Below are 24240 nucleotides of genomic sequence, written 5' to 3'. Positions count from 1 at the left end.
CGTCCGGGTGATTATGGGCAGGTGAGCACCCCTCGCAAGCCCTCCGCCAACCGCCCGTCCACCGACCCGGCCGCCCCCCGCAACGGCGCCCGGTCCCGGGGCGCCGACGGCCGCTTCCACGCCGGCCCGCCTTCCCCGACCCCGGAGACGGCACCGGGCGCGCCCCCCGGCGAGGCAACCGCCGCGACCCCGGGCGGAGCGTCCGCCGCGACCCCGGGCGGAGGGTCCGCCGCGACCCCGGGCGGAGGGTCCGCCGCGACCGGCTCGGCCGACGCCGCCGGTGCCGGCGGTGCGGCCGCCTCCGCCGGGCTGGAGGAGGTGCTGGATGCGGCGCCGCCTGCCGAGGCGCCGGGGCCCGACCTCGTCGACGAGCCCCCCGCGGCGCAGCCGCTGCCGGAGGACCGCTTCCTCAACCGGGAACTCTCCTGGCTCGACTTCAACGCCCGGGTGCTGGCGCTCGCCGAGGACCCGCGCACGCCGCTGCTGGAGCGGGCCAAGTTCCTGGCCATCTTCGCCAGCAACCTCGACGAGTTCTACATGGTGCGGGTCGCCGGGCTGAAGCGCCGGCTCCAGGCCGGCCTGCCGGTCCGCGGCGGGGACCGGATGCCGCTACGCACCCAGCTGGAACTGGTCGCCGGGAAGGCCGCGACGCTGGTGGCCCGGCACTCGGCCTGCTTCACCGACGAGGTGCTGCCGAAGCTGGCCGCCGAGGACATCCGGATCCTGCGCTGGGCCGATCTGGACGACCCCGAGCGGGAACGGCTGCGCGCGTACTTCCGGGAGCAGATCTTCCCGGTGCTGACCCCTCTGGCGGTGGACCCGGCGCACCCCTTCCCGTACATCTCCGGGCGGTCGCTCAACCTCGCGGTGGCGGTCCGCGACCCGGACGGCGGCTCGGAGTTCTTCGCCCGGGTGAAGGTGCCGAACAACGTGCCCCGCTTCGTCCGGGTGCACCGCGACCTGCCGGGCGTGCGGATGCTGCCGGTGGAGGACCTGATCTCGGTGCACCTGGGGCAGCTCTTCTCCGGCATGCAGGTGGTCGAGTGCCACCTGTTCCGGGTCACCCGCAACGCCGAGGTGGAGGTCGACGAGGACCGCGACGAGGACCTGCTCCAGGCCCTGGAACGGGAGCTGGCCCGGCGCCGGTTCGGCCCGCCCGTGCGGCTGGAGGTGGCCGCCTCGGTCTCCGACCACGTCCTGGAACTGCTCGTCCGCGAGCTGGACATGCACGACCAGGAGGTGCTGCGGGTGCCCGGCCTGCTCGACCTCTCCGCGCTCTGGCAGCTCTACGACGAGGCCGACCGGCCGGACCTGAAGGATCCGCCGTTCGTGCCGGCCACCCACCCCCGCCTCACCGAGGGCGAGGTGCCGCGCAGCGTCTTCGCGACCCTGCGCGACGGCGACATCCTGGTCCACCACCCGTACCACTCGTTCGCCACCAGCGTGCAACGCTTCATCGAGCAGGCCGCCGCGGACCCGGACGTGCTGGCCATCAAGCAGACCCTCTACCGCACCAGCGGCGACTCCCCGATCGTGGACGCGCTCGTCGACGCGGCGGCCGCCGGCAAGCAGGTGGTGGTGCTGGTCGAGCTGAAGGCGCGCTTCGACGAGGTGGCCAACATCGGCTGGGCGCGCAAGCTGGAGCGCGCCGGCTGCCACGTCGTCTACGGCCTGGTCGGGCTCAAGACGCACTGCAAGACCGCCCTGGTGGTACGCCAGGAGGGCAATCAGATCCGCCGCTACTGCCACATCGGCACCGGCAACTACCACCCGAAGACCGCCCGGCTCTACGAGGACTTCGGCATGCTCACGGCCGACCCGGAGATCGGGGCCGACCTGACCGACCTGTTCAACGTCCTCACCGGCTACAGCCGGCAGACCGCGTACCGGCGGCTGCTGGTGGCGCCGCAGGGCATCCGCAGTGGCCTCATCGAACGCATCGAGCGGGAGATCGCGCACGTCCGGCTGGGCATGCCCGGCCTCGTGCAGATCAAGGTGAACTCGCTGGTCGACGAGAAGATCACGGACGCGCTCTACCGTGCCTCCCGGGCCGGCGTCCACGTGGACCTGGTGATCCGGGGAATGTGCACGCTGCGCCCGGGGGTGCCCGGCCTCTCGGAGAACATCCGGGTCCGCTCGATCCTGGGCCGGTTCCTGGAGCACTCCCGGATCTTCCGGTTCGGCAACGACGGCGACGCCGAGTTCTGGATGGGCTCGGCCGACCTGATGCACCGCAACCTGGACCGCCGGGTCGAGGCGCTGGTGCGGGTGAGCGACCCCGTCGCCCGGGCCGAGCTGGACCACGTGCTGACCGCCGCGATGAGCCCCGACGTGGACGCGTTCGAGCTGGCGGCGGACGGCACCTGGAGCCGGCGTACCGGCACGGCCGAGGAACCGCGGGTCCACCTCCAGGAGTTGCTGCTGCGTCGCGTCGGTGGCACGGCGGGCTGACCGGTAGCCGCATAGGCTGACCTGATGCTGGATGAGCGGGACGCGGCCGGACCCGGCCGGGGCCGGCCGCCCGGGTTCCCCGACGCCGCGCCCCCGATCCGGGCGGCGGGTGGTGTCGTGTGGCGCCCCGCCGACGACCCCGGGCCGGTAGGGGGGCCGGCCGCCGGGAGCACGGGCGCCACCCCGCGCGCGGGGGTGCTGGTCTGCCTCGTGCGCCGGCCCCGCTACGGCGACTGGTCGCTGCCCAAGGGCAAGCTGGAGCCGGGCGAGCATCCGCTGCGCGCCGCCGTGCGGGAGGTCGCCGAGGAGACCGACGTCCGGGCGGTGCCGCAGGTGCGGCTGCCCACCGTGCGCTACCGCAGCGAGGGCCGCCCGAAGGTCGTCGACTACTGGTCGATGCGGGCGGTGGGCACCGGCGGCTTCCAGCCGGGCACCGAGGTCGACGACGTGCGCTGGCTCGGCGTGGACGAGGCGGTCCGGCTGGTCAGCTACCCGCACGACGCCGAGGTGCTGGCCGCGTTCGCGGCCCTGCCCACGGTCACCGGGACGGTGGCGCTGGTCCGGCACGCCCACGCCGGCAAGCGGGCCACCTGGTCGGGCCCGGACACCGGCCGGCCGCTCGACGCCCGGGGCTGGGCGCAGGCCCACGCGCTCGCCCCGCTGGTGGCGCTGCTCCGCCCGGTCCGCCTGCTGTCGGCCTCGGCCCGCCGCTGCGTACAGACCCTCGACCCGGCGGCGGCACTGCTCGACCTGCCGATCGAGATCGACGGCGACCTGGACGAGCCGCGGCCGGGCCAGCAGCCCGACGAGTGCGCGCTGGCCGCCGCCGCCCGCCTGGCCGCGCTGGCGGCCACCGGCGAGCCGGTGGGGGTGTGCAGCCAGGGCAAGGTGATCCCGGGCGCCCTGGCCCGGCTCAGCGGGCGGCCGGGCGACTTCACCACCCCGAAGGGCGGCGGCTGGCTGCTCGCCTTCGCCGGCGACCGCCTGCTCGCCGGCGACCGCCTCTGACCGCGCGCCCATCGGGACCGGCCGGTCCCGACCGGCCCGCTGGGCGGCGGGTCAGGCTGGCCCGTCCGGTGGCGGGTCAGACCGGCCCGTCCGGCGGCGGGTCAGGCCGGCGGCAGGGTCAGCGTCACCGCGACCGGCAGGTGGTCGCTGGCCGTCCCGGGCGGGGCCGCCGCGTCGCCGGCGGCCAGGCCGGGCGTGACGAAGACGTGGTCGATCTGCTGGCGCGGGGCGTCCGCCGGGCTGGTCGGCAGGGGGCGGGCGGCGGCGAGCGCGTCGACCAGACCGGCCCGGGTGAACTCGGCGAACGCCGGGTCGCCCGGCTCGGTGTTCAGGTCGCCGGCGACCACCAGGGGACGGCCGGCCGCGTACCGCACGGCGAAGTCGGCGACCGCGCGGGCCTGGACCACCGGGTCCTCGCCGGGCGGCGGTTGCAGGTGGGTGGCGACGACCGCCAGGCGGACACCCCCGCTGAAGTTCACGGTGACGCCGAGGGCCTGCGCACCGGTGGGCGCGCCGACCGCCGGCAGTGGACGGGTCCGCGCCGCGTCCAGCGGCCACCGGCTCAGCACGGCGTCGCCCCAGAGCGGATCGGCGGCCGGCGCGAAGACGTACGGCATGTCCAGCCGCTCCGCCAGCAGGTCGAGCGTGTCGTGGCCGCCGTTGAGCAGCCAGCCCCGGTCCACCTCGCTGAGCGCCACGACGTCGGCCCCGGCGACGGCCCGCGCCAGCGCGTCCGGGTCGAAGCGGCCGTGGATCCCGAACCCCATCCGCACGTTGTACGCCGCCACCCGCACCGTCTCCGGCGGCCCGTCCCGGTTCGTGGCGGAGAGCAGCTCGTCGCTGGCGACCGCGGCCAGCAGCGTCACCACGGCGGCGGTGACGGCCGTCCACACCGGCGGCAGCGGTGACCGGGGCGGCCCCGGGGCGGGACGCCTCGCCAGCGCGACGGCGGCGACCAGCACCGCCACCGCCACCGGCACCCCGGCGTTGGGATGGCCGAGGTCGTAGGCGGAGTAGTAGGCCACCGCCGCGACGGCGAAGACGAGCATCCCGGTGACGGCCGCGTACCCGCGCCGCCCGGCCGCCCGCGCCGGGTCCTGCCCGTCGCCGGCCGCCAGCGCCGGGGCCGACGCGCTGCCGGCCGCCCGCGCCGGGTGCCCAGCGCCGTCGGGCATCGGGGTGCGGGCTTCGTCGGCGCCGTCGTCACCCCGTCCGTCCGCCGCGCCGGCCGACGCCAGGCACGCGCCGAGACCGACGGCGGTGAGCAGGACGGCCGGCAGCAGCAACTCCCCGCGTCCGAGGGCGACGAGGACGGCCCCGCCGACCAGGGCCACCGGCCCGAGCCACCGCCAGGCTCCCCGGCCGGGCGGGGCCAGCGCGGCGAGCAGGAACCCGCCGACAGCCACGGCGAGCGGGGCGGGGCCGAACAGCGGCACCGTGGCCACCCCCACCTCGTCGGCGGGATCCGACCGCAGCAGACCGAACTGGTACGACATCGCCGTCCGGGCGACCGCCGGGGAGAGCGCCACCATGCCGGCGAGCAGCAGCGCCGGCCCGGCCAGCAGCCAGCTCCGTACGCCGCCCGCCCCGGCCGGCGGCGCGGGCCGCGCCTGTCCCGCCAGGAAGAGCCCCGCGACCCCGACGGCCGCCGACCACGCCGGCCAGTCCCCGAAGAACGCCGAGCGGTACGTGTCCAGCACCGTGTGCAGGACGGCCCCGACCGCCAGCCCGAGCGCCAACCCTGGCACGGGGCGGTCGGTGCCGGCGGCGACACCGGCGAGCCAGACCAGCCCGGCGAGCAGCCCGGCTGTGGCGAGCCAGAGCTGGAGCCGCCCGCCCGGCTGACCGTTGACGGCGAGCCGGGCCACGACCAGCAGCACCGCGGCGACGAGCGTCACGGGGCGGGCGCCGACCCGACGGATCAGCGCGGGCGCGGCCAGGGCGAGCAGGAACCAGCCGAACGCGAACGCCCCCAGCAGTTCGGCGGGGGTCGAGGCGGCCTGCCCGAAGATGGTGATGACCGCCGGCAGGAAGACGCGCAGCACGTCGACGAGGAGCACGACGCCCAGGGCGAGGGTGACGGTGGTGAGGTGGCGGTAGCGCACCGGGCTGCCTTTCGCCGACCGGAAGGGGTGCGGCGATTCTGCGGGCGGGGCGCGGTCGGGGTCAACGGGTGGGGGTGGACACGGCGAAGGGCGCCCACCATCGGTGGACGCCCTTGCCGTACCGCCAGGTTCAGCGCTTGGTGGCGGTCTTCTTCGCCGCCGCCTTCTTTGCCGGCGCCTTCTTCGCCGCCGCGCTCTTGCTCGCCGTCGCGGCGGTCTTCTTCCCCGCCGTGGCCTTGGTTGCCGCGGTGGTCTTCTTCGCCGGGGCGGCCTTGGTGGTCGCGGTCTTCTTCGCCGCGGTGGTCTTGGTCGCCTTCGCCGCGGGGGCCTTCTTGGCCGCCGCGGTCGCCTTGGTCCCGGTCGCCTTGGTCCCGGTCGCCTTCGCGCCCGCGGCCTTGGCTCCGGTGGCCTTGGCTCCGGTCGCCTTGGCACCCGTGGCCTTCGCCCCGGTGGCCTTGGCACCCGTCGTCTTTGCCGCCGCGGTGGTCTTGGCGGCGGACGTGGTCTTGGCGGCGGCAGCCGTGGTCTTCTTCGCCGCCGCCGTGGCCTTCGGCACCTTGCCGCTGGCCACCATCTCCTTGAAGCCGGCGCCGGGCCGGAAGGTCGGGACGGATGTCTTCTTGACCTTCACCGCCTCGCCGGTCCGTGGGTTGCGCGCTGTTCGGGCGCCCCGGACGCGCTTTTCGAACGCTCCAAATCCGGTGATCGCCACCTTCTCGCCCTTGGTGACCGCCGCCTGGACCTCAGCGAGGACCGCGTCGAGCGCGGCCGTCGCCGTCTTCCGGTCCCCCAGGCGAACGGCGAGCGCCTCGATGAGCTCGGCCTTGTTCACGACTTCCTCCCGATTGTGCAACTGACTCGACGCGAGCCATTCTGCGCGCACGGTATGCCCTGTGCTGCCGGGACACAAACATTCGGTCGAAAAAAGCCCTTGTGTCGCAACGGATTCGCCCCCACCGGTGAGACCGGCGGGGGCGGAAACCGCTGTGGGATCGGGCGTACGGCTATGCGACCGAGGGTAGGAACGGCGGCCGGGCGGCCTCGAAGGCGCCGATCTCCGCCTCGTGGCGGAGGGTGAGTCCAATGTCGTCCAAGCCCTCCAGCAGCCGCCAACGGCTGAAGTCGTCCATCGGGAACGACCAGGTGGCCTCGCCGACACGCACCTCGCGGGCGGTCAGGTCCACGGTGACGGCGGTGGTCGGGTCGGCCTCCACCAGGTCCCAGATCTCCTCGACCGCCTTCAATTCCAGCTCGACCGGGAGCAGCCCCTCCTTGAGGGCGTTGCCCCGGAAGATGTCGCCGAAACGGGGCGCGATCACGGCGCGGAACCCCCAGTCGCGCAGCGCCCAGACGGCGTGCTCCCGGGAGGAGCCGGTGCCGAACTCCGGACCGGCCACAAGAATCGACGCACCCGAATGGGCGGCATCGTTGAGCACGAATTCCGGGTCCTCCCGCCAGGCGCTGAACAAGCCGTCCGCGAAACCGGTCCGGGTCACCCGCTTGAGGTACACGGCGGGGATGATCTGATCGGTGTCCACGTTGGATCGCCGCAGCGGCACGGCGGTGCCCGTGTGGGTGGTGAACCTCTCCATCTGGGTGCCCTTCTACAGGTCGGCGGGAGCGGCCAGCCGGCCGGCCACGGCGGTGGCGGCGGCGACCGGCGGGGAGACCAGGTGGGTGCGTCCGCCCCGGCCCTGGCGGCCCTCGAAGTTGCGGTTGGAGGTGGAGGCGGAGCGCTGGCCCGGCGAGAGCGTGTCCGGGTTCATCCCCAGGCACATGGAGCAGCCGGCGAAGCGCCACTCGGCGCCGGCGTCGGTGAAGACCTTGTCCAGCCCCTCCGACTCGGCCGCCTCGCGCACGGCGGCGGAACCGGGCACCACCAGCATCCGCACCCCGTCGGCGACCCGCTGCCCGCGCAGCACGTCGGCGGCGGCCCGGAGGTCCTCCAGCCGCCCGTTGGTGCAGGACCCGACGAAGACCACGTCGACCGCGAGGTCGCGCAGCGGGGTGCCGGGGCGCAGGTCCATGTACTCCAGCGCGCGCCGGGCGGCGGTCCGCTCGGCCTCGGTGACGAACTCCTCGGGCGTGGGCACCACGGCGCCCAGCGGCGCGCCCTGGCCCGGGTTGGTGCCCCAGGTCACGAACGGGGTGACCGCGCCGGCGTCCAGGGTCACCTCGGCGTCGAAGGTGGCGCCCTCGTCCGTGGGCAGGGTCCGCCACCAGGCCAGCGCCGCGTCCCAGTCGGCGCCCTTCGGGGCGTTCGGCCGCCCCTTCAGGTACGCGAAGGTGGTCTCGTCCGGCGCGATCATGCCGGCCTTGGCGCCCCACTCGATGGACATGTTGGCGATCGTCATCCGCCCCTCCATGGACAGCGACCGGATCGCCTCGCCGCGGTACTCGACGATGTGCCCGCGGCCGCCGCCCGTACCCACCTGGGCGATCAGCGCGAGCACCAGGTCCTTGGCGGTGACCCCGGGGGCGAGCCGCCCGGTCACGTTCACCGCCATCGTCTTCGGCCGGCTCTGCGGCAGCGTCTGGGTGGCCAGCACGTGTTCGACCTCACTTGTGCCGATGCCGAACGCGAGCGCGCCGAACGCGCCGTGGGTGGCGGTGTGCGAGTCCCCGCAGACGATGGTCATGCCGGGCTGGGTGACGCCGAGCTGCGGGCCGATGACGTGCACGATGCCCTGGTTCTCGTCGCCCAGCGGGTGCAGCCGCACCCCGAACTCGGCGCAGTTGCGGCGCAGCGTCTCGATCTGCGTACGCGAGGTGGGGTCGGCGATGGTGAGCAGATCGCCGCGCCGCAAGCGGAACGACGGGTCGGCGTACCCCGTCGGGGTGTTGTGGTCCTCCGTCGCGAGCGTGAGGTCGGTGCGGCGCACCCGGCGCCCGGCGAGGCGCAGCCCGTCGAAGGCCTGCGGGCTCGTCACCTCGTGCAGCAGGTGCAGGTCGATGAAGAGCAGATCGGGCTCGCCCTCGGCGGACCGTACGACGTGCGCGTCCCAGACCTTCTCGGCCAGGGTCCTCGGCTCGGTAGTAGTGACTCCCACCATCTGGACATCCTAAATTCTGGGAGGTAAGTTTCGGCTTGTGGGACACAGTATGAGCGGTGTCGGCGTTCTCGACAAGGCGGTGGTCATCCTGGCCGCCTGCGTCGACGGCGCCAGCCTGGCCGAACTCGTTGAACGCACCAAGCTGCCCCGGGCCACCGCGCACCGGCTGGCGCAGGCGCTGGAGATCCACCGGATGCTGGTCCGGGATACCCAGGGCCGCTGGCGTCCCGGCCCGCGCCTGGGTGAGCTCGCCAACGCCGCCCCGGACGTGCTCCTGACGGCAGCGGAGCCGCTGCTGGCGGCGCTGCGGGACGCGACGGGCGAAAGCGCTCAGCTCTACCTGCGCCGCGCCGACGAGCGCATCTGCGTGGCCGCTGCCGAGCGGGCCAGCGGCCTGCGGGACACCGTGCCGGTCGGCTCGGTGCTGCCGATGACGGCGGGCTCCGCGGCGCAGATCCTGCTCGCCTGGGAACCGCCCGAGGCCGTAATGCCGCTGCTGCCCCGGTCGAAGTTCACCGGCCGCACCCTGGCCGAGGTACGCCGCCGGGGCTGGGCGCAGAGCGTGGCCGAACGCGAGGCGGGTGTGGCGAGCGTCTCGGCGCCGATCCGCGACCGCACCGGTCGGGTCATCGCCGCGATTAGCATCTCCGGGCCCATCGAGCGCCTGGGACGCCGCCCCGGCGAACGCCACGCGATGGCCGTGGTCCGAGCCGGCCAACGCCTCTCCGGCCTCTGACCCCACCCACCCCACCCACCCGGCCCACCCGCCGGCTCGCCCGTCGGCCTCCACGTCGATCAAGAAGTTTGCGCCCGGGTTCGACCCCGGACCGAGCGAGAACCTCTTGATCGACACGACCGGCAGCGGCGTGGTGAGGGCCGGGGTGCCGCCCGGGCGGGATAGCCCGAGCGGAAGGGTGGAATGCCGAACGGCCCGTTCCACCGGAGTGGAACGGGCCGTTCTGAGATGTAGCCCCGACCGGATTCGAACCGGCGCTACCGCCTTGAGAGGGCGGCGTCCTGGGCCGCTAGACGACGGGGCCAAGACTTCACTGCTTTCACCGCCCTTGCGAGCGGTGCCGCTGTAGTCTAGCGGCGGCCCCCACCGGGACGGAAATCGGGGCGACCGGACGGCCGTCCGGCACGCCACCACCCGGACGACATCGCAGCCGCCGGCTTCGGGCCACCCGTATCGCGGCGGCAGGCAACCACCCGACGACGACAGCGCCGGCGCGGGACATGCGAAACGGCCCGCCCCACCGGAGTGGAACGGGCCGTTCTGAGATGTAGCCCCGACCGGATTCGAACCGGCGCTACCGCCTTGAGAGGGCGGCGTCCTGGGCCGCTAGACGACGGGGCCAGAACCTGACTTGCGGCACCACTCTGCCGAGCGGTGCCGCTGGACTCTATCAGAGAGAACCCCGATCCCCTGAACGGGAACCGGAGTCGTCTCCTACGAGATCCAGCGCCCGAAGCTCTTGCGAACCTCGGCTGCGCTGGGGTACCAGGACTCGAACCTAGACTAACTGAACCAGAATCAGTCGGGCTGCCAATTACCCCATACCCCATTGGCCCCTTGCGGTGCCGGGATCAAACTTTACCCTCCCGGTGCCAGCAGGCCAAATCGACTCCCCCAAACCGCCCCTGAACTGCGGAAACGGGGCCTCGACGCGGATCAGGCGACGGGCACGACCGGGTTGGTGAGGTCTCCGATCCCCTCGATCCGCACGGTGACCGTATCCCCGTCCAGCAGCGGGCTAACCCCCGCCGGCGTGCCCGTGAGCACCACGTCGCCGGGGAGCAGCGTCATCACGTGCGAGACGTACGACACCAGGGCCGGCACGTCGAAGACCATGTCGCGGGTCCGGCCGAGCTGGCGGACCTCCATCTCCTCCGGATTGCGACCCACCTCACAGCGGATCTCCAGGTCGCGGACGTCGAGCCCGGTGGTGATCCACGGCCCGATCGGGCAGAACGAGTCGAAGCCCTTGGCGCGGCTCCACTGCCCGTCGGAACGCTGGAGGTCCCGGGCGGTGACGTCGTTGGCGCAGGTGTAGCCGAAGATGGCCCGCTCCGCGGCGGCCCGGTCGGCCCGGCGGGCGCCCGGCGCGCCGATCACCACGGCCAGTTCGGCCTCGTGCTCGACCTGCTTCGAGAAGATCGGCAGCCGGATCGCGTCGCGGGGCCCGATCACGGAGGTGGACGGTTTGAGGAAGAGCAGCGGCTCCTTCGGCACCTCGCTGCCGTGCTCGGCGGCGTGCTCGGCGTAGTTGCGGCCGACGCAGACGACCTTGCTGGGCAGGATCGGCGAGAGCAGGCGGACGTCCGACAGCGCCCAGCGGGCACCGCTGAATTTGATCTGGCCGAACGGGTGGCCCTCGATCTCGGCGACGGTCAGGCCCTGCGGGCCCGCCTCCGCTTCGCCCTCGACGACCCCGAACGACATTCCCTTGGCATGAGCAAAACGAGCGATACGCACCAGGCCAATCTAGCCCCGGGGACCCGCGACCCGGCCGAGGCCGCAGTCAGGCGCGCCCCGGGACGCCGGGAGGGCGCACCCTATGGCACCGTCCGATCGCGGGGGCGGAGTTCGCGACTTCGTACCCGCCCGGTGTCGTCGCGCCCCTAGCGTCGGCTCCGGAGGTTCGTTCGTATGCCTGCATCGACACGACACCACAGGGCCCTCGCAGTGTTCGTACACTGCCTCGGCATTCTCTCCGCCGTGCCGGCACTGCCGGCGGCGGCGCCACCCGCGGCGGCCGCGCCACCACCGGTGGTCGCGCCACCACCGGTGGTCGCGCCGACCCCGGAGCCGGCGATGCCGTCGGCGCCACCGGCGGTGCCCACCCCGACCCGGGCTGCCCCGCCGGTGGCGAAGCCGCCGGTCACGGTCGCGGTGGTGCCGGAGAGCACGCCGGCGCCGCGCTACCGGATCCAGGTCCGCAACAGCGGTGGCACACCGGTGGACACCACCGTCCGGCAGGAGCTGCCGCACGGGGCCTCGGCGACCGCCATCACCGCCGGGGGCCGGGCCACCCGGGGCACCGGGCAGTCGGCCACCGAGGTGACCTGGCAGCTGAAGCTGCCCGCCCGCAGCACCACCACCCTGGGCACGGCGCTCACCGCCGCCGCCCCCGCCCGGCCGCTGACCGCGCCGGCCTGCGCCTACGCCCCCGACGGCAGCCGGCCGTACGACTGCGCGACCGCGACCTGGAACGCGGGCGTGCCGGCCGCCGCGCCCCAGCGCTCCGAGACGCCGCCGTGGCGCCGGACGCCGGTGCTGCTGGCCGGGCTCGGAACGGTGACGGTGCTCGCGGTGGGCGGGGTGTGGACCTGGCGCCGGCGCCGCCGACCGGTCGCCGCGGCCCTCTCCGGCCAGCATCCGGGAACGGTCTACCCGCGCCCGGCCGCGCCACGACCGGAACAGCTCCGCCGCAAGCCGTCCGTCTGGTTGATCGTCCCGGTGGCCGCCGCCGTGCTGGCCGGCACGGTGGGCACCGCCGCCTGGACGGCCACCCGGCAGGTCGCGGCCGTCGACACCGACAGCCAGCCGACCAGCGGCGCGTGGCTTGGACAGGGGGTCAACGGCGCCGTCGGCGAGCCGCTGCGCGAGTCGGCGTTCGAGTTCACCGTGTACCGCGTCGCGTGCGAGCCCGGCGCCGCGGCCCGGCAGTGCGAGGCCACGGTCGGGGTGCGCAACCTCACCCCGGAGCAGCAGAGCTGGCACGGCCGGCTGCAACGGGCGTACCTGCCCGACGGCAACTTCGTCAGCACCGACGAGCAGGCGACCCGGGCGGCCAACCAGGGCCGGGACGTCTTCGCCCAGCCGATGGCGGCCGGCAGCCGGACGGTGCTGCCGCTGGTCTTCACCGTCGCCGGGAAGGCGCCGCCGGAGCAGCTTGAGCTGCGCAGCGGGGTGTTCTCCGCCGGCGTCCGGGTGGACGTGCCCTGACCGGGCGCCGGGCGGCGGTCGTACCCTTGGCGTCGTGACCGCCGCCCTCGCCCCGCCGACCTGGGTTGCCCTCCTGGAGGCGCACGAAAGGCGCGCGGACGCCCTCACCGCGGGCCACCGCGCCCGCAGGGCCACGGGGGAACGCCACGCGATCGACGACTTCCTGTACGACTACTACGGCACCCGGCCCTCCGTGCTCCGACGGTGGCACCCGGGCGTGGGCGTCTCCCTGGCGCCGGGACCGGACGGCTCCGCCCCGCACCGGCAGTGGCGTTGGTACGCGACGGCCGCGGACGGGGCGGTGAGCTTCGACGTCGCGGCGTTCCTCGTCGACCGGGCCGAGTCGGTGCGCTTCATCCACCGCCTGCTGTCCGCGATCGCGTCGCGACCGGCCTTCACCGGCTGCTTCGGCCTGCACGAGTGGGCGATGGTGTACCGCCAGCGTGAGCACCGGCACCCGCTCCCCCTGCGACTCGGGCAGGAGGGCACCGACGCGGTCGTCGAGTCGCACCAGATCCGCTGCACGCACTTCGACGCGTACCGCTTCTTCACCCCGGACGCGGTCAACCTCAACCGGCTCCGACCCACGAGGGAGAGCCAGGTGGAACTCGACCAGCCGGGCTGCCTGCACGCATCGATGGACTGCCACAAGTGGGCGACCAAGTTGGGGCCCGCGGTTCCGGGGGACCTGGCGCTCGACTGCTTCGAGCTGGCGAGGGACATCCGGCTACTCGACATGCAGGCGTCCCCGTACGACTTCTCCTCCTACGGGCAGCCCGCGGTGGCCATCGAGACACCGGAGGGCAAGGCCGAGTACGCGGCGCGGCAACGCGAGTTCGCACAGCGTGCCGGTCAGCTACGCACCCGGCTCATCGGTGTCTGCGCGGCACTGCTCGCGGGCTAGTCGCCGTCGACGCGGCGGTCACGCTTGCGCTGTGACCGGCGCTTCTTGTCGGCCAGCCGGCGCTCCTTCGCGCCCCGCGACGGGCGGGTGGGCCGGCGGGGCGGGGGCGGCGGGGCGGCGGCCTCGCGCAGCAGCGCGGCCAGCCGTTCGCGGGCGGCCTCCCGGTTGGCCAGCTGCGCCCGGTGCTCGCTGGCGGCCACGGTGAGCACGCCGTCGACCAGCCGGCCGGCGAGCCGCTCCAGCGCCCGCGCCCGCAGCGGCTCCGGCACGCCGGGCGAGGCGGCCAGGTCGTAGCTCAGCTCGACGCGCGAGTCGGTGGTGTTGACGCCCTGGCCGCCGGGCCCGGACGACCTGGAGAACCGTTCCCGCAGCTCGGCGGCGGGAACGGTCCACCGGTCGTTCACCCGCAGTCCGTCGTCCACCCCCCGAGGCTAGCGCCCCTGCCGAACGCCCGGGGTCGCGGACGGGCCCGGGGTCTGCACGGGTGGGTCGGGACTGTCGTCGGAGTCGGCGGCGGCGTACGCGACCGCCCCCACCAGCAGCAGGGCGATCACCCCGATCTTCGTGGTGGCCACCTTGATCAGCAGCCACGCGGCGCTCCGGGCGCCGGGCACGGTCTTCTTGACGGTCTGGTAGTCGGCCCACCCGCGTCGTGCCCGGGCGTACGCCGACCCCACACCGGTACCGATCAACAGGCCCACCAGCAGGAGGACCACGATTCCAGGACGCTCCACCCGAGCCAGTTATCCATACTCAGCGTGATATTTCCATTGGCCGATCATTTCGCGCCGGGTATCCGACAGTTTTCACATTCCCGGGGCCGCCCCGGGCGGCGGGCCCGCAGCTCAGCCGCCCTTTCCGATGATCGTGTCGGCGGTCTGCTGCACCTGTTCGATGGGAATGGCGAAGCCGATGCCGATCGAGCCGTTGCCGTCGATCGTGGCGATGGCCGTGTTCACCCCGACCACCTCGCCACGCGCGTTGACCAGCGGGCCGCCCGAGTTGCCCGGGTTGATCGAGGCGTCGGTCTGCACGGCGGTGTGCCGGTTGTCGCCGAGGCGTACCTGCCGGTCCAGGGCGCTGACGATGCCGGCGGTGACGGTGCCGGGCAGCCCGAGCGGCGAGCCGACCGCCAGCACGGGCTCCCCCACCCGGGTGGATCCCGGCTTGGCCAGGGGCAACGCCGCCAGTCCGGCCGACGGCGGCACCCGCAGCACGGCGAGGTCGCTGCGCGGCTCCCGCCCGACGACCTCGGCGGCGAACCGCCGCCCGTCGGGCAGTTCCACCGTCACCGAGCTGCCGCGCCCCCTGGCCAGGATGTGGTCGTTGGTGATGATGTGCTGCTGGTCGTCGACGGCGAAGCCGGAGCCGGAGGCCGAGGCGCCGCCGGCCCCGCCGACCAGCACCGAGACCACCCCCGGCACGGTCTTCCCGGCCGCGGTCACCAGTTCCGCCGGCACCGGGGCCGCGGAGGCCGCCGCCGGGCCCGGGGCGTCGTCCCGGCCGGCCACGATGCCGCCGGCCACCGCCCCGGAGGCGGTCGACAGGGCCACCACCGCCAGCGCCGCCAGCACCCGCCCGCGCCGGCCGCGTCCCGCCGGGCCACCGTCGGGGTCGGACCCGCCCCACCGGGCCCGCCCGTCCGGATCCAGCTCCGGGGAGATGAACCAGGGGCCGCGCGGTTCGCCCAGCCCGGTCTGCACTGCCATGCGTACGCTCCTCACGTGTCCTTCTCGACGGCGGCCGTACGGGTCAGGGCAGCCGGGCGAACCAGCGCATCGAGCCGGCCGCCGCGCCCATGGCGAACACCAGCCCGAGACCGATGAACCGGGCCGAGACGTCCTGCCGTTCGATGCGGTAGCCGACCGAGGTGCCGATGTCGTCGTAGACGGCGCGCAGCTCGTCACTGGTGCTGGCCTCGTGGAACACGCCCCCGGTCTCCTCGGCGACCGCGCGCAGGGTCTGCCCGTCGACGGGCACCTGGATCGGCCGGCCGCCCCGGTCCACCGTGCCGCCCGGGGTGCCGAAGGAGATGGTGTGCACCGGTACCTTCATGTCGATCGCCTCGGACGCGGCCTCCATCGGGTCGATGCCGGAGGTGTTCGCCCCGTCGGAGAGCAGGATGATCCGGGCCGGCGGCGGGTCCTTCGCCGCCTGGCTGTCGAAGCCCTTCACCGCGCCGAGCGAGGTGCTGATGGCCTCCCCGATGGCGGTGCCCTGCACCCCGGTGGCCCCCTCGACCAGCCGCTCGACGCCCTCGTGCAGCGCCTCCCGGTCGGTGCTCGGCGGCACGAGCACCGCCGCGCTGCCGGCGAAGGCGACCAGCCCGACGTTGAACTCGTCCGGCAGGCCGTCGACGAAGCGCCGGGCGGACTCCTTGGCGGCGCTGAGCCGGTCCGGTTCCACGTCGCCGGCGAGCATCGAGGTGGAGACGTCCACGGCGACCATCACCGTGGCTCGTTCGCGGGGCACCCGGACCTCCGCCGTGGGCCGGGCGAAGCCGACCACCAGCAGCGCCAGCATGGCCACGAAGAGCCCGGCCGGCACGTGCCGCCGCCAGGCCGGGCGGTGCGGCGCGACCCGGTCGAGCAGCCGCAGGTTGGTGAAGCGGACGGCGTACCGGCTGCGGCGGCGCTGCATGAGCAGGTAGCCGACGGCCAGGGCGAGCACCCCGAGCAGGAGCCAGAGCCGGGCGGGCGACTGCCAGATCACGCCGCACCTCCCCGGGCCGTCCGCGCCGGGGCGGCGGCGAGGCGCCGCTGGGCGTGCACGTGCCGCACGATGTCGGCGCCCCAGTCCCGGTCGGTGCGCAGCGGCAGGTGCGTGGCCCCGCTGCGGCGCAGCGCCTGGCGTACCTGCTCGCGCTGGGCGGTCGCGGCGGCGGCGTAGCGCTCCCGCAGGGCGCGGTCGCCGGTCCAGACCTCGCGCCGCCGCCCGGTCTCCGGGTCGACGAGGGTGACCAGGCCGACGTCGGGCAGCTCCAGTTCCCGGGGGTCGGTGACCTGCACGGCGAGCACCTGGTGCCGCGCGGCGAGGCGGCGCAGGGGCACCTCCCAGGACGGCGCGTGCCGCGGGTCGTCGGGCAGTCCGTCGAGGAAGTCCGAGACCACCACGACGAGGCCGCGGCGCAGCGCCACCCGGTGCACGGCAGCCAGCCCGTCGGCCAGGTCGGGGCCCGCCGGCGCCGGCTCGTCCCGGTCGTGGCCGCCGACGCGCGGGGCCGTCAGCAGGGTCCGGAGCAGCCCGAGCAGATGGGTACGTCCGCTGCGGGGCGGGAAGCGGCGCAGCCCGTCCGGGCCGAGCACCTGCGCGCCGAGGCGGTTGCCCACGCCGCCGGTGAGGAAACCGACCGCCGCGACGGCCGCCACGGCCAGCTCCCGCTTGTCCAGCTCGGCGGTGCCGTACTCCATGCTGGGGCTCGCGTCGATCAGCAGCCAGGTGGTCAGCTCCCGGTCGGCGTCGACCTCGCGCACGTGCGGGACCGTGGTGCGGGCGGTCACCGCCCAGTCCATCCGGCGCACCTCGTCCTCACCGGGCCGGTACTCCCGGCTGCCGGCGGTCTCGCTGCCGGGCCCGGGCAGCAGGCCTCGGTACCGGCCGTGCAGCAGCCCGTCGAGCCGGCGCGTGACGGTCAGCTCCAGCCGGCGCAACCGCCGGTCCCCGGTGAGGTCGGCCAGTCCCGGGTCGGCCGACCCGGGGGCCGGCGCGATGGCCCCGCGCCACCTCATGCCGCCGCCAGGTCGGCCGCGGGTTCCGGGTGGGCGGTGGCGACGCGCGGCGGCGGCACGACCTCCACCAGCCGACGGACCACCGCTTCGGCGGACACCCCGTCGGCGACCGCGTCGAAGGAGAGCACCAGCCGGTGGGCGAGCACGTCGACGGCGAGTTCGCGGACGTCCTCGGGCAGCACGTACCCGCGACCGCGCAGGAGCGCCTGGGCCCGCGCGGCGCGGACCAGGCCGAGGGTGGCCCGGGGACTTGCCCCGTACGCGAGCAGCGGGGCGATCTCGGGCAGGCCGAACCGGCCGGGGTCCCGGGTGGCGAAGATCAGCCGGACCACGTACTCGGCGATCGCGTGGTGCACGAAGACGTGGGCGGCGCGGGCCTGGAGGTCCCGCAGCCGCTGCGGGTCGAGCACCCGCCGGGGGACGGGCCGGTCGGCGCTCATCCGGTAGAGGATGGCGAGTTCGTCGGCGTCGCTCGGGTAGTCGACGACGACCTTCATCAGGAACCGGTCGCGCTGCGCCTCCGGCAGTTGGTAGACCCCCTCCGACTCGATGGGGTTCTGGGTGGCCAGCACCAGGAACGGCTCGGGCACGGGAAAGCTGCGCCCGCCGATGGAGACCTGCCGCTCGGCCATCGCCTCCAGCAGGGCGGACTGCACCTTGGCCGGGGCCCGGTTGATCTCGTCGGCGAGCACCAGGTTCGCCATGATCGGGCCCAACTCGATGTCGAAGTCCTCGCGCGACACGCGGTAGATCCTGGTGCCGACGATGTCGGAGGGGACCAGGTCCGGGGTGAACTGGATCCGGGAGAAGGTGCCGCCGACCACGGTGGCCAGGGTCTGTGCGGCGAGTGTCTTGGCCACCCCGGGCACGCCCTCCAGGAGGCAGTGCCCGTCTGCGATGAGGGCGGTGAGCAGGCGCTCGACGAGCCGATCCTGCCCGACGATCACGCGTTTGACCTCGAAGAGCGTCTGTTCCAGCTCGGCCGGGGTCGCATCGGGATCGGCCGGGCTGGGCACGCTGGCCAGGGTGTCCGAGATGTCCGTCACGGTGCTTGCTTCCCGTGCCGACCGTCGGACAAACGTCGGATTATCGGCGCGGGGGCGGCCCTTAGCGGCCCGAACCGGGACAACCCTCCCGACCCGGCCCCACGCCCCGGGCCCCGCCTCCCCTGAGCCCCTGTCGCGCCACGTCGATCATGCAGTTGCGGCGCCCCGCACAAGGCGCGATTCAGGGCACAACCCCCACCGCACCTGCATGATCGACGCGCGAGGGGGCGGGCGGGGCGGCGGGCGGGGCGGGCGGGCGGCGCGGCGGCGCCGGCCCCCGCATCCAGGTGAGGGGGCCGGCGTCGTCAGGTGGTGCTCAGTTGGCGATGACCAGGTGGAACGGCCGGTCGGACGCGTTCCCCGACGAGCTGCGGGTCTGGATGAAGACCGCGTTCGGCGTCTGGAGCCGCGGCGCGACGGAGATCTCGCCGCCCGGGGGCACGTTGTACGGGTCGGTGGTGCCGATGGTGGCCACGAACGTCTTCAGCGAGACGTTGTAGTTGAACACCACCTGGTACTCCCCGGGGCCGTACCGGGTGGCGGAGACCACCTCGGGGGAGCCGCGGAGCAGGGTGCCGCCGCTGGTGACGACGGCGGAGGCGACGGTGCCCGGCGCGCTCGCCTGCGCGGACGGGCCCTGCGCCAGCGCGGCCTTGGCCTTGCGCGCCTCGGCGGGGGTCACCGCCGGCTGGCTGCCGGAGCCGGGCTGGCGGGCGGCCGGCTGGGCGACCTCGGCGGGCGCCTGCGCCGCCGGCTGGGCGACGGCGATCCCGCCTCCGGCCAGGGTGAGCGCCAGCGCGGCGAACGCCACCGCCACCGCCTTGCGTCGGAAGAGTGTGGTCATGACAGGTCTCCCTTTTGTTGACCGTGCGGATTCGACCGGTCCCACTGATCGCGGGACGGTTGATTTCCATTTTTCGGGCCGGGGAAATAGCGACAACCGCCTGAAGACAAACCCCTCAGGCCGCACCTAGATGTTGCCGCCTCAACAATTTCTCACCGGCTCTGAGCAGCTATTACTACTCAGAGTTTCGACGTCTCAACCCACTGGAAGGTAGCACCGAAAAATGCCGGGCGTCAATAGTTGATCACGCTCCTTCAATCACACCATCTGATGTCGCCGAATTGTGAGAAGCGAGCGCTCGACCATTCACGAATGCGCGGCGCGACAGCGTCCGGGCCGCCGCGTGGCGCGCGTCCTGGACCGCCGGACGCGCGCGTCCGGGACCGCCGCGTGGCGCGCGTCCGGGACCGCCATCCGGGCGCCTGGACGCTATCCTCCGGCCGTGATCACCGAGACCGCGCTGCCGGCGACGGGCCGCCGGACGGCGCGGCTGCGCACCGCGCTCTGCTGGGCCGCCGTCGCGCCCGGGGTCGCCTGGGCGGCGGTACGACTGGGCGGTCTCGACCGGGGGCCGCTGGTGCAGTTGCTCGCCTTCACCCCGTACGCCGCTGCCGGGAGCCTCCTGCCGCTGGTGCTCGCGCTCGCCCTGCGGCGCCGCTGGCCGGCGGTGGTCGCGGCGCTGGTCACGGCGACCCTGGTAGCCGTGGTGGCGCCCCGGGCACTGCCGTCCGGCCAGCCCTCGGCCGGCGGGCCGACGGTGCGGCTGCTGACCGCCAACCTGCTCGCCGGGGCCGGCGACGCGCGGGCGCTGGTCGACCTGGTCCGGCGGCACCGGGTCGACGTGCTCGCCGTGCAGGAGTTCACTCCGGACGCCGAGGCGGAGCTGGACCGGCTCGGCCTGCCCGGGCTGCTCCCCCACCGGCAGCTCCACCCGCAGACCGGCACCGTCGGCTCCGGCCTCTACGCGCGGTTCCCGATCAGCGACGGCGGCGTCCGGCACAACCGCGGCGGCTGGGGCTTCGACCAGGCCTACGGCACGGTGGCGGTCCCCGGGGCGCCGGCGGTCCGGGTCGAGTCGGCGCACCCGTCGGCCCCGTACGCGGTGGACCAGGTCGGCCACTGGCGCGCCGACCTGGCGGCGCAGCCGCCCGCCACCCCGGACGGGCCGCTGCGGATCCTCGCCGGCGACTTCAACGCCACCCTCGACCACGCCCCGCTGCGCGCCCTGCTGGACACCGGCTACGTCGACGCCGCCGACCAGGTCGGCGCGGGCCTGGTCGGCACGTGGGGTCCGTACGACGGGGACCCGATCCCGCCGGTGACCATCGACCACGTGCTGGTCGACCGGCGGATCGCGGTGCGCGCGGTCACCGTGCACCCCGTGCGGGGCAGCGACCACCGCGCCGTCCTGGCCGAGCTGTGCCTCCCGGTCGGGTGAGGCCCCCGGCTGCCGGGGCGCGGGGGCCGGGGTGGCTCAGACCCGGGCGCGGTCGAGGCCGTAGGTGAGCGCGTCGACGAGGGCGTGCCAGGACGCCTCGACGACGTTGGGGTGCACGCCGACCGTGGTCCAGTCGCGGTTGCTGCCGTCGACCGTCTCCAGCAGCACCCGGGTCACCGCGCCGGTGCCGTGGGTGCCCTCCAGGATCCGCACCTTGTAGTCGGCCAGCTCGAAGTCGCGCAGTTCCGGGTAGTGCCGGGCCAGCCCGACCCGCAGCGCCTCGTCCAGGGCGTTGACCGGACCGTTGCCCTCGGCGGTGGCGATCACCCGCTCCCCGCGTACGCGGATCTTGACGGTCGCCTCCGAGACCACCGCACCGTCCTCCCGGTGCTCGACCAGCACCCGGTACGACTCCAGCGCGAACGGCCTGGCGGGGGCGGTGTCCAGCTCCGAGCGGACCAGCAGCTCGAACGACGCGTCGGCGGCCTCGAACGACCAGCCGCCGGCCTCCAGCTCCTTGACCCGCCGGGTGACCCGCGACAGCGCCTCCGGATGGCCGGCCAGGTCCAGGCCGAGTTCACGGCTCTTGAGTTCGACGCTGGCCCGGCCGGCCATCTCGGTGACGAGGATCCGCATGTCGTTGCCCACCACCTGTGGGTCCACATGGTTGTAGAGCAGCGGATCCACCTTGATCGCGCTCGCGTGCAGCCCCGCCTTGTGGGCGAAGGCCGCAGCCCCGACGTATGCCTGGTGGGTGTCGGGGGCGATGTTGGCGATCTCGGCGATGGCGTGGGAGACCCGCACCATCTGCCCCAGGCAGCCCTCCGGTAGGACGGGCAGCCCGAGCTTGAGCTGGAGGTTGGCGACCACGGCGAAGATGTCGGCGTTGCCGGGGCGCTCGCCGTAGCCGTTGGCGGTGCCCTGGAAGTGGCGTACCCCCGCCTCCACGGCGGCGACGGTGTTGGCCACCGCGCAGGCCGTGTCGTTCTGGCAGTGGATGCCGAGCAGTTCCGGGCCGACCCCGAGCCGCGCGGTCAGGTCGGTGATGGCGGCGGTCACCTGGGAGGGCAGCATCCCGCCGTTGGTGTCGCAGAGCACCACCCGCTCGGCGCCGGCGGCCAGCGCGGTCTCCACGACGGCGGCGGTGTACGCCGGGTCGGACCGGTAGCCGTCGAAGAAGTGCTCCCCGTCGACGAAGACCCGGCGCCCCTCGGCCACCAGGTGCGCCACCGTGTCGCGGACCATCGCCAGGTTCTCGGCCCCGGTGGTGCGCAGCGCCCGCTCGACGTGCCGCAGATCCGCCTTGGCGACCAGGGCGATCGCCGGCGTCTGCGCGTCGAGCAGGCCGCGGACCTGCGGGTCCTCGCCGACGGCCACCCCGGCCCGGCGGGTGGCCCCGAACGCGACCAGCAGCGCGTGCTTCAGGTCGAGTTCGGCGCGCGCCCGACGGAAGAACTCGGTGTCCTTCGGCACGGCGCCCGGCCAGCCTCCCTCGATGAAGCCGACCCCGAACTCGTCGAGCAGGCGGGCCACCGCGAGCTTGTCGACCACCGAGTAGCTGAGCCCCTCGCGCTGGGCGCCGTCGCGCAGCGTGGTGTCGTACACCTGGAACGTCATCAGGGAGTCCTTTCTCAGAGCAACAAAAAGACCCCCCGCGGATGCGGGAGGTCTGCGCGCTCGGCGGAGGGGAGGCCGGCGCGCTAGGTGCGAATAATCAGGTCGGTGCTGGTCACGATCGCCACTCTGCCATCCGGGACCCGGTTTTGGGAGGCGTAATCCACATGGCGGGACGGTGACGGAGGGTCCCGATACCGCACGGGTGGCCGGCTCACGGGCACGACCCGCCGCCGGTGATCGACTTCACAAGTCACCTGGCCGCCGACCGGCGGAAACAAAGCTGCGGAAGTATCTGGAACCGATCCAGTTACCGGCCTCGTGCCGCTGTCAAGGAGGACCTGTGCTCACTGTCGGTGACCGCTTCCCCGAGTACGAACTCACCGCCTGCGTGTCGCTGGACGCCGACAAGGCGTTCGAGTCGATCGACCACAAGTCGCACCAGGGGAAGTGGCGCGTCGTCTTCTTCTGGCCGAAGGACTTCACCTTCGTCTGCCCGACCGAGATCGCGGAGTTCGGCCGGCTGAACGAGGAGTTCGCCGACCGGGACGCCCAGGTCCTCGGCGTGTCGGTGGACAACGAGTTCGTCCACTACGCGTGGCGCAAGGACCACCCGGACCTGCGCGAGCTGCCGTTCCCGATGCTGAGCGACGTCAAGCGTGAGCTGACCGCCGCCTGCGGCGTGCTCGGCGAGGACGGCGTGGCCCAGCGGGCGACCTTCATCGTCGACCCGGACAACGAGATCCAGTTCGTCATGGTGACCGCCGGCTCGGTCGGCCGGAACGTCTCCGAGGTGCTGCGGGTGCTCGACGCCCTCCAGACCGACGAGCTCTGCCCGTGCAACTGGAACAAGGGCGGCGAGACCCTGGACGCCACCAAGCTCCTCGCCGGCGCCGGGGCCTGACCATGGGTCTGGACGCGGTCAAGGCGGCTCTGCCCGAGTACGCCAAGGACATCAAGCTCAACCTCGGCTCCACCATCGCCACCAGCACGCTGAAGCCGGAGCAGGCGTGGGGCACCGCCCTGGCCTGTGCCGTCGCGGCGCGCAACCCGGTGGTGCTGCGCGAGATCGCGGCCGAGGCGGCCACCCACCTCGGGCCGGAGGCGGTCGAGGCCGCCAAGGGCGCCGCCGCGATCATGGCGATGAACAACGTCTACTACCGGGCCAAGCACCTGATCGGCGACGAGCAGTACCAGTCGATCCCGGCGCGGCTGCGGATGCAGATCATCGCCAAGCCGGGCGTGGACAAGGCCGACTTCGAGCTCTGGTGCCTGGCGGTCTCGGCGATCACCGGCTGCGGGGTGTGCCTGGAGTCGCACGAGAAGACCCTGCGCAACGCGGGCTTCAGCCGCGAGCAGGTGCACGAGGGACTGCGCATCGCCGCCGTCGTGCACGCCGCCGCGGTGACCCTGGACGCCCAGGCCGCGCTCGCCTGACGGGTACGACACGCAGGGCCGGTGCCGCATCGCGCGGCGCCGGCCCTGCGTCGTCCCGGCGTCCGCCCCGCGTCGTCCCCGGCGCCGGCCCCGCCGTTTCCGGTGGCGACGGCCCGGGTAGCTCCTCGGGAGCAGACGAGAGACACCCGGACCGGCGAGACGACTGGCGACAGTCGGGGCAGGAGTTGTCAGATGGACAGGCTCGACCCGCACAGCACCCACGGCAGCCCGGACCCGCTGCGCGGCGGCGGCCAGGGCGAGTTCGCCGGCGGCGCCCCGGCCGGCACGTTCGACCCGTGGCGCTACCGCGACACCGCGAGGGTCGCCGACGCCGACCTGGTCGGCTACAAGGTCGAGGCCACCGACGGCGGCATCGGCAAGATCGACAGCGCCAGTCACGAGGTCAACGACAGCTACCTCGTGGTGGACACCGGGCCGTGGATCTTCGGCCGGAAGGTCATGATCCCGGCCGGCACCGTCAACCACGTCGACCACGACGAGCGCAAGGTGTACGTCGACCGGAGCAAGGACCAGATCAAGGCCGCCCCGGAGTACGACGAGACCGCCGACACCGACCCCACCTACCGGGACCGCCTCGGCGGCTACTACGACGAGACGTACTCGGCAATCCCGCCCGGCACCGCCCGCTGACCGGCACGGCGC

Annotated in this window: 22 protein-coding genes and 3 tRNA genes; 9 read left to right on the top strand and 16 right to left on the bottom strand. The window is 74.0% G+C overall.

What is annotated here, in order from left to right:
- Positions 1–21: 21 nt before the first annotated feature.
- Positions 22–2451, top strand: coding sequence for an RNA degradosome polyphosphate kinase (locus EV374_RS06485; protein WP_132232604.1), 2430 nt, complete (start codon positions 22–24; stop codon positions 2449–2451).
- A gap of 24 nt (positions 2452–2475) precedes the next feature.
- A complete protein-coding gene (locus EV374_RS06480; protein ID WP_132232602.1) occupies positions 2476–3459 on the top strand; it encodes an NUDIX hydrolase in 984 nt (327 codons plus the stop codon).
- A gap of 101 nt (positions 3460–3560) precedes the next feature.
- On the opposite strand, the gene EV374_RS06475 is transcribed toward EV374_RS06480, so the two are convergent.
- The 4 genes from EV374_RS06475 to leuC form a co-directional block, all read right to left on the bottom strand.
- Entirely contained in the window at positions 3561–5564 is a 2004-nt protein-coding gene (locus EV374_RS06475) for an endonuclease/exonuclease/phosphatase family protein (RefSeq protein WP_132232600.1), read from the bottom strand.
- A 130-nt stretch (positions 5565–5694) separates the two neighbouring features.
- A complete protein-coding gene (locus EV374_RS06470) occupies positions 5695–6396 on the bottom strand; it encodes an HU family DNA-binding protein (RefSeq protein ID WP_207913933.1) in 702 nt (233 codons plus the stop codon).
- Positions 6397–6568: 172 nt separating this feature from the next.
- Entirely contained in the window at positions 6569–7156 is a 588-nt protein-coding gene (leuD, locus tag EV374_RS06465) for a 3-isopropylmalate dehydratase small subunit (RefSeq protein ID WP_132232596.1), read from the bottom strand.
- A gap of 12 nt (positions 7157–7168) precedes the next feature.
- Positions 7169–8617, bottom strand: coding sequence for a 3-isopropylmalate dehydratase large subunit (gene leuC, locus EV374_RS06460; protein WP_132232594.1), 1449 nt, complete (start codon positions 8615–8617; stop codon positions 7169–7171).
- A 49-nt stretch (positions 8618–8666) separates the two neighbouring features.
- Between leuC and EV374_RS06455 the strand changes: the two genes are divergently transcribed.
- Complete coding sequence (locus EV374_RS06455; RefSeq protein WP_013284529.1) at positions 8667–9353, top strand: IclR family transcriptional regulator; 687 nt, start codon at positions 8667–8669, stop codon at positions 9351–9353.
- A 231-nt stretch (positions 9354–9584) separates the two neighbouring features.
- On the opposite strand, the gene EV374_RS06450 is transcribed toward EV374_RS06455, so the two are convergent.
- The 4 genes from EV374_RS06450 to EV374_RS06435 all read right to left on the bottom strand — a co-directional run bounded on the left by EV374_RS06450 (position 9585) and on the right by EV374_RS06435 (position 11093).
- Positions 9585–9657 (bottom strand) — tRNA-Glu (locus EV374_RS06450).
- 244 nt (positions 9658–9901) lie between these two features.
- Positions 9902–9974: transfer RNA gene (locus EV374_RS06445), tRNA-Glu, on the bottom strand.
- A 136-nt stretch (positions 9975–10110) separates the two neighbouring features.
- A tRNA-Gln gene (locus tag EV374_RS06440) sits at positions 10111–10182 on the bottom strand.
- 107 nt (positions 10183–10289) lie between these two features.
- Positions 10290–11093 (bottom strand): fumarylacetoacetate hydrolase family protein, encoded by an 804-nt coding sequence (locus EV374_RS06435; protein WP_132232592.1) that lies wholly within the window; start codon positions 11091–11093, stop codon positions 10290–10292.
- Positions 11094–11267: 174 nt separating this feature from the next.
- Here EV374_RS06435 and EV374_RS06430 point away from each other — a divergent pair, with 174 nt between their 5' ends.
- Positions 11268–12566 (top strand): hypothetical protein, encoded by a 1299-nt coding sequence (locus tag EV374_RS06430; RefSeq protein WP_132232590.1) that lies wholly within the window; start codon positions 11268–11270, stop codon positions 12564–12566.
- A gap of 34 nt (positions 12567–12600) precedes the next feature.
- Positions 12601–13470, top strand: a complete 870-nt coding sequence (locus EV374_RS06425; protein WP_132232588.1) for a 3-methyladenine DNA glycosylase — start codon at positions 12601–12603, stop codon at positions 13468–13470.
- Here the strand turns inward: EV374_RS06425 and arfB are convergent.
- The 7 genes from arfB to EV374_RS06390 all read right to left on the bottom strand — a co-directional run bounded on the left by arfB (position 13467) and on the right by EV374_RS06390 (position 19088).
- On the bottom strand, positions 13467–13892 hold the full coding sequence (gene arfB / locus EV374_RS06420) for an alternative ribosome rescue aminoacyl-tRNA hydrolase ArfB (RefSeq protein WP_132232586.1): 426 nt from the start codon (positions 13890–13892) through the stop codon (positions 13467–13469). The two genes, EV374_RS06425 and arfB, sit on opposite strands and share 4 nt — an antisense overlap.
- Before the next feature lie 9 nt (positions 13893–13901).
- Positions 13902–14204 (bottom strand): hypothetical protein, encoded by a 303-nt coding sequence (locus EV374_RS06415; RefSeq protein WP_132232584.1) that lies wholly within the window; start codon positions 14202–14204, stop codon positions 13902–13904.
- 111 nt (positions 14205–14315) lie between these two features.
- Positions 14316–15179, bottom strand: coding sequence for a trypsin-like peptidase domain-containing protein (locus EV374_RS06410; protein ID WP_132232582.1), 864 nt, complete (start codon positions 15177–15179; stop codon positions 14316–14318).
- A gap of 43 nt (positions 15180–15222) precedes the next feature.
- Positions 15223–16182, bottom strand: a complete 960-nt coding sequence (locus EV374_RS06405; protein WP_132232580.1) for a VWA domain-containing protein — start codon at positions 16180–16182, stop codon at positions 15223–15225.
- The gene (locus EV374_RS06400; RefSeq protein WP_132232578.1) at positions 16179–17198 is read right to left on the bottom strand and encodes a DUF58 domain-containing protein; all 1020 of its coding nucleotides are present in this window, start codon (positions 17196–17198) and stop codon (positions 16179–16181) included. Before EV374_RS06400 ends, EV374_RS06405 begins: the two co-directional genes overlap by 4 nt.
- On the bottom strand, positions 17195–18244 hold the full coding sequence (locus tag EV374_RS06395) for an AAA family ATPase (RefSeq protein ID WP_132232576.1): 1050 nt from the start codon (positions 18242–18244) through the stop codon (positions 17195–17197). Before EV374_RS06395 ends, EV374_RS06400 begins: the two co-directional genes overlap by 4 nt.
- 316 nt (positions 18245–18560) lie before the next feature.
- A complete protein-coding gene (locus tag EV374_RS06390; protein ID WP_132232574.1) occupies positions 18561–19088 on the bottom strand; it encodes a hypothetical protein in 528 nt (175 codons plus the stop codon).
- A gap of 460 nt (positions 19089–19548) precedes the next feature.
- Here EV374_RS06390 and EV374_RS06385 point away from each other — a divergent pair, with 460 nt between their 5' ends.
- A complete protein-coding gene (locus tag EV374_RS06385; RefSeq protein WP_132233216.1) occupies positions 19549–20526 on the top strand; it encodes an endonuclease/exonuclease/phosphatase family protein in 978 nt (325 codons plus the stop codon).
- 36 nt (positions 20527–20562) lie between these two features.
- On the opposite strand, the gene cimA is transcribed toward EV374_RS06385, so the two are convergent.
- The gene (cimA, locus tag EV374_RS06380) at positions 20563–22143 is read right to left on the bottom strand and encodes a citramalate synthase (RefSeq protein ID WP_132232572.1); all 1581 of its coding nucleotides are present in this window, start codon (positions 22141–22143) and stop codon (positions 20563–20565) included.
- A 340-nt stretch (positions 22144–22483) separates the two neighbouring features.
- On the opposite strand from cimA, the gene EV374_RS06375 reads away from it, so the two are divergent.
- The 3 genes from EV374_RS06375 to EV374_RS06365 all read left to right on the top strand — a co-directional run bounded on the left by EV374_RS06375 (position 22484) and on the right by EV374_RS06365 (position 24228).
- Positions 22484–23044 (top strand): peroxiredoxin, encoded by a 561-nt coding sequence (locus EV374_RS06375; RefSeq protein ID WP_089001610.1) that lies wholly within the window; start codon positions 22484–22486, stop codon positions 23042–23044.
- A 2-nt stretch (positions 23045–23046) separates the two neighbouring features.
- Positions 23047–23577: an alkylhydroperoxidase, AhpD family gene (gene ahpD / locus EV374_RS06370; RefSeq protein WP_132232570.1), complete on the top strand. Its 531-nt coding sequence runs from the start codon at positions 23047–23049 to the stop codon at positions 23575–23577.
- Positions 23578–23769: 192 nt separating this feature from the next.
- Positions 23770–24228, top strand: a complete 459-nt coding sequence (locus tag EV374_RS06365) for a PRC-barrel domain-containing protein (RefSeq protein ID WP_132232568.1) — start codon at positions 23770–23772, stop codon at positions 24226–24228.
- The last annotated feature ends 12 nt before the right edge of the window (positions 24229–24240 follow it).

This window comes from Micromonospora sp. CNZ303 (assembly GCF_004345505.1).
Note: the sequence above shows the minus strand (reverse complement) of the source record. Positions and strands in the feature narration are given on the sequence as shown.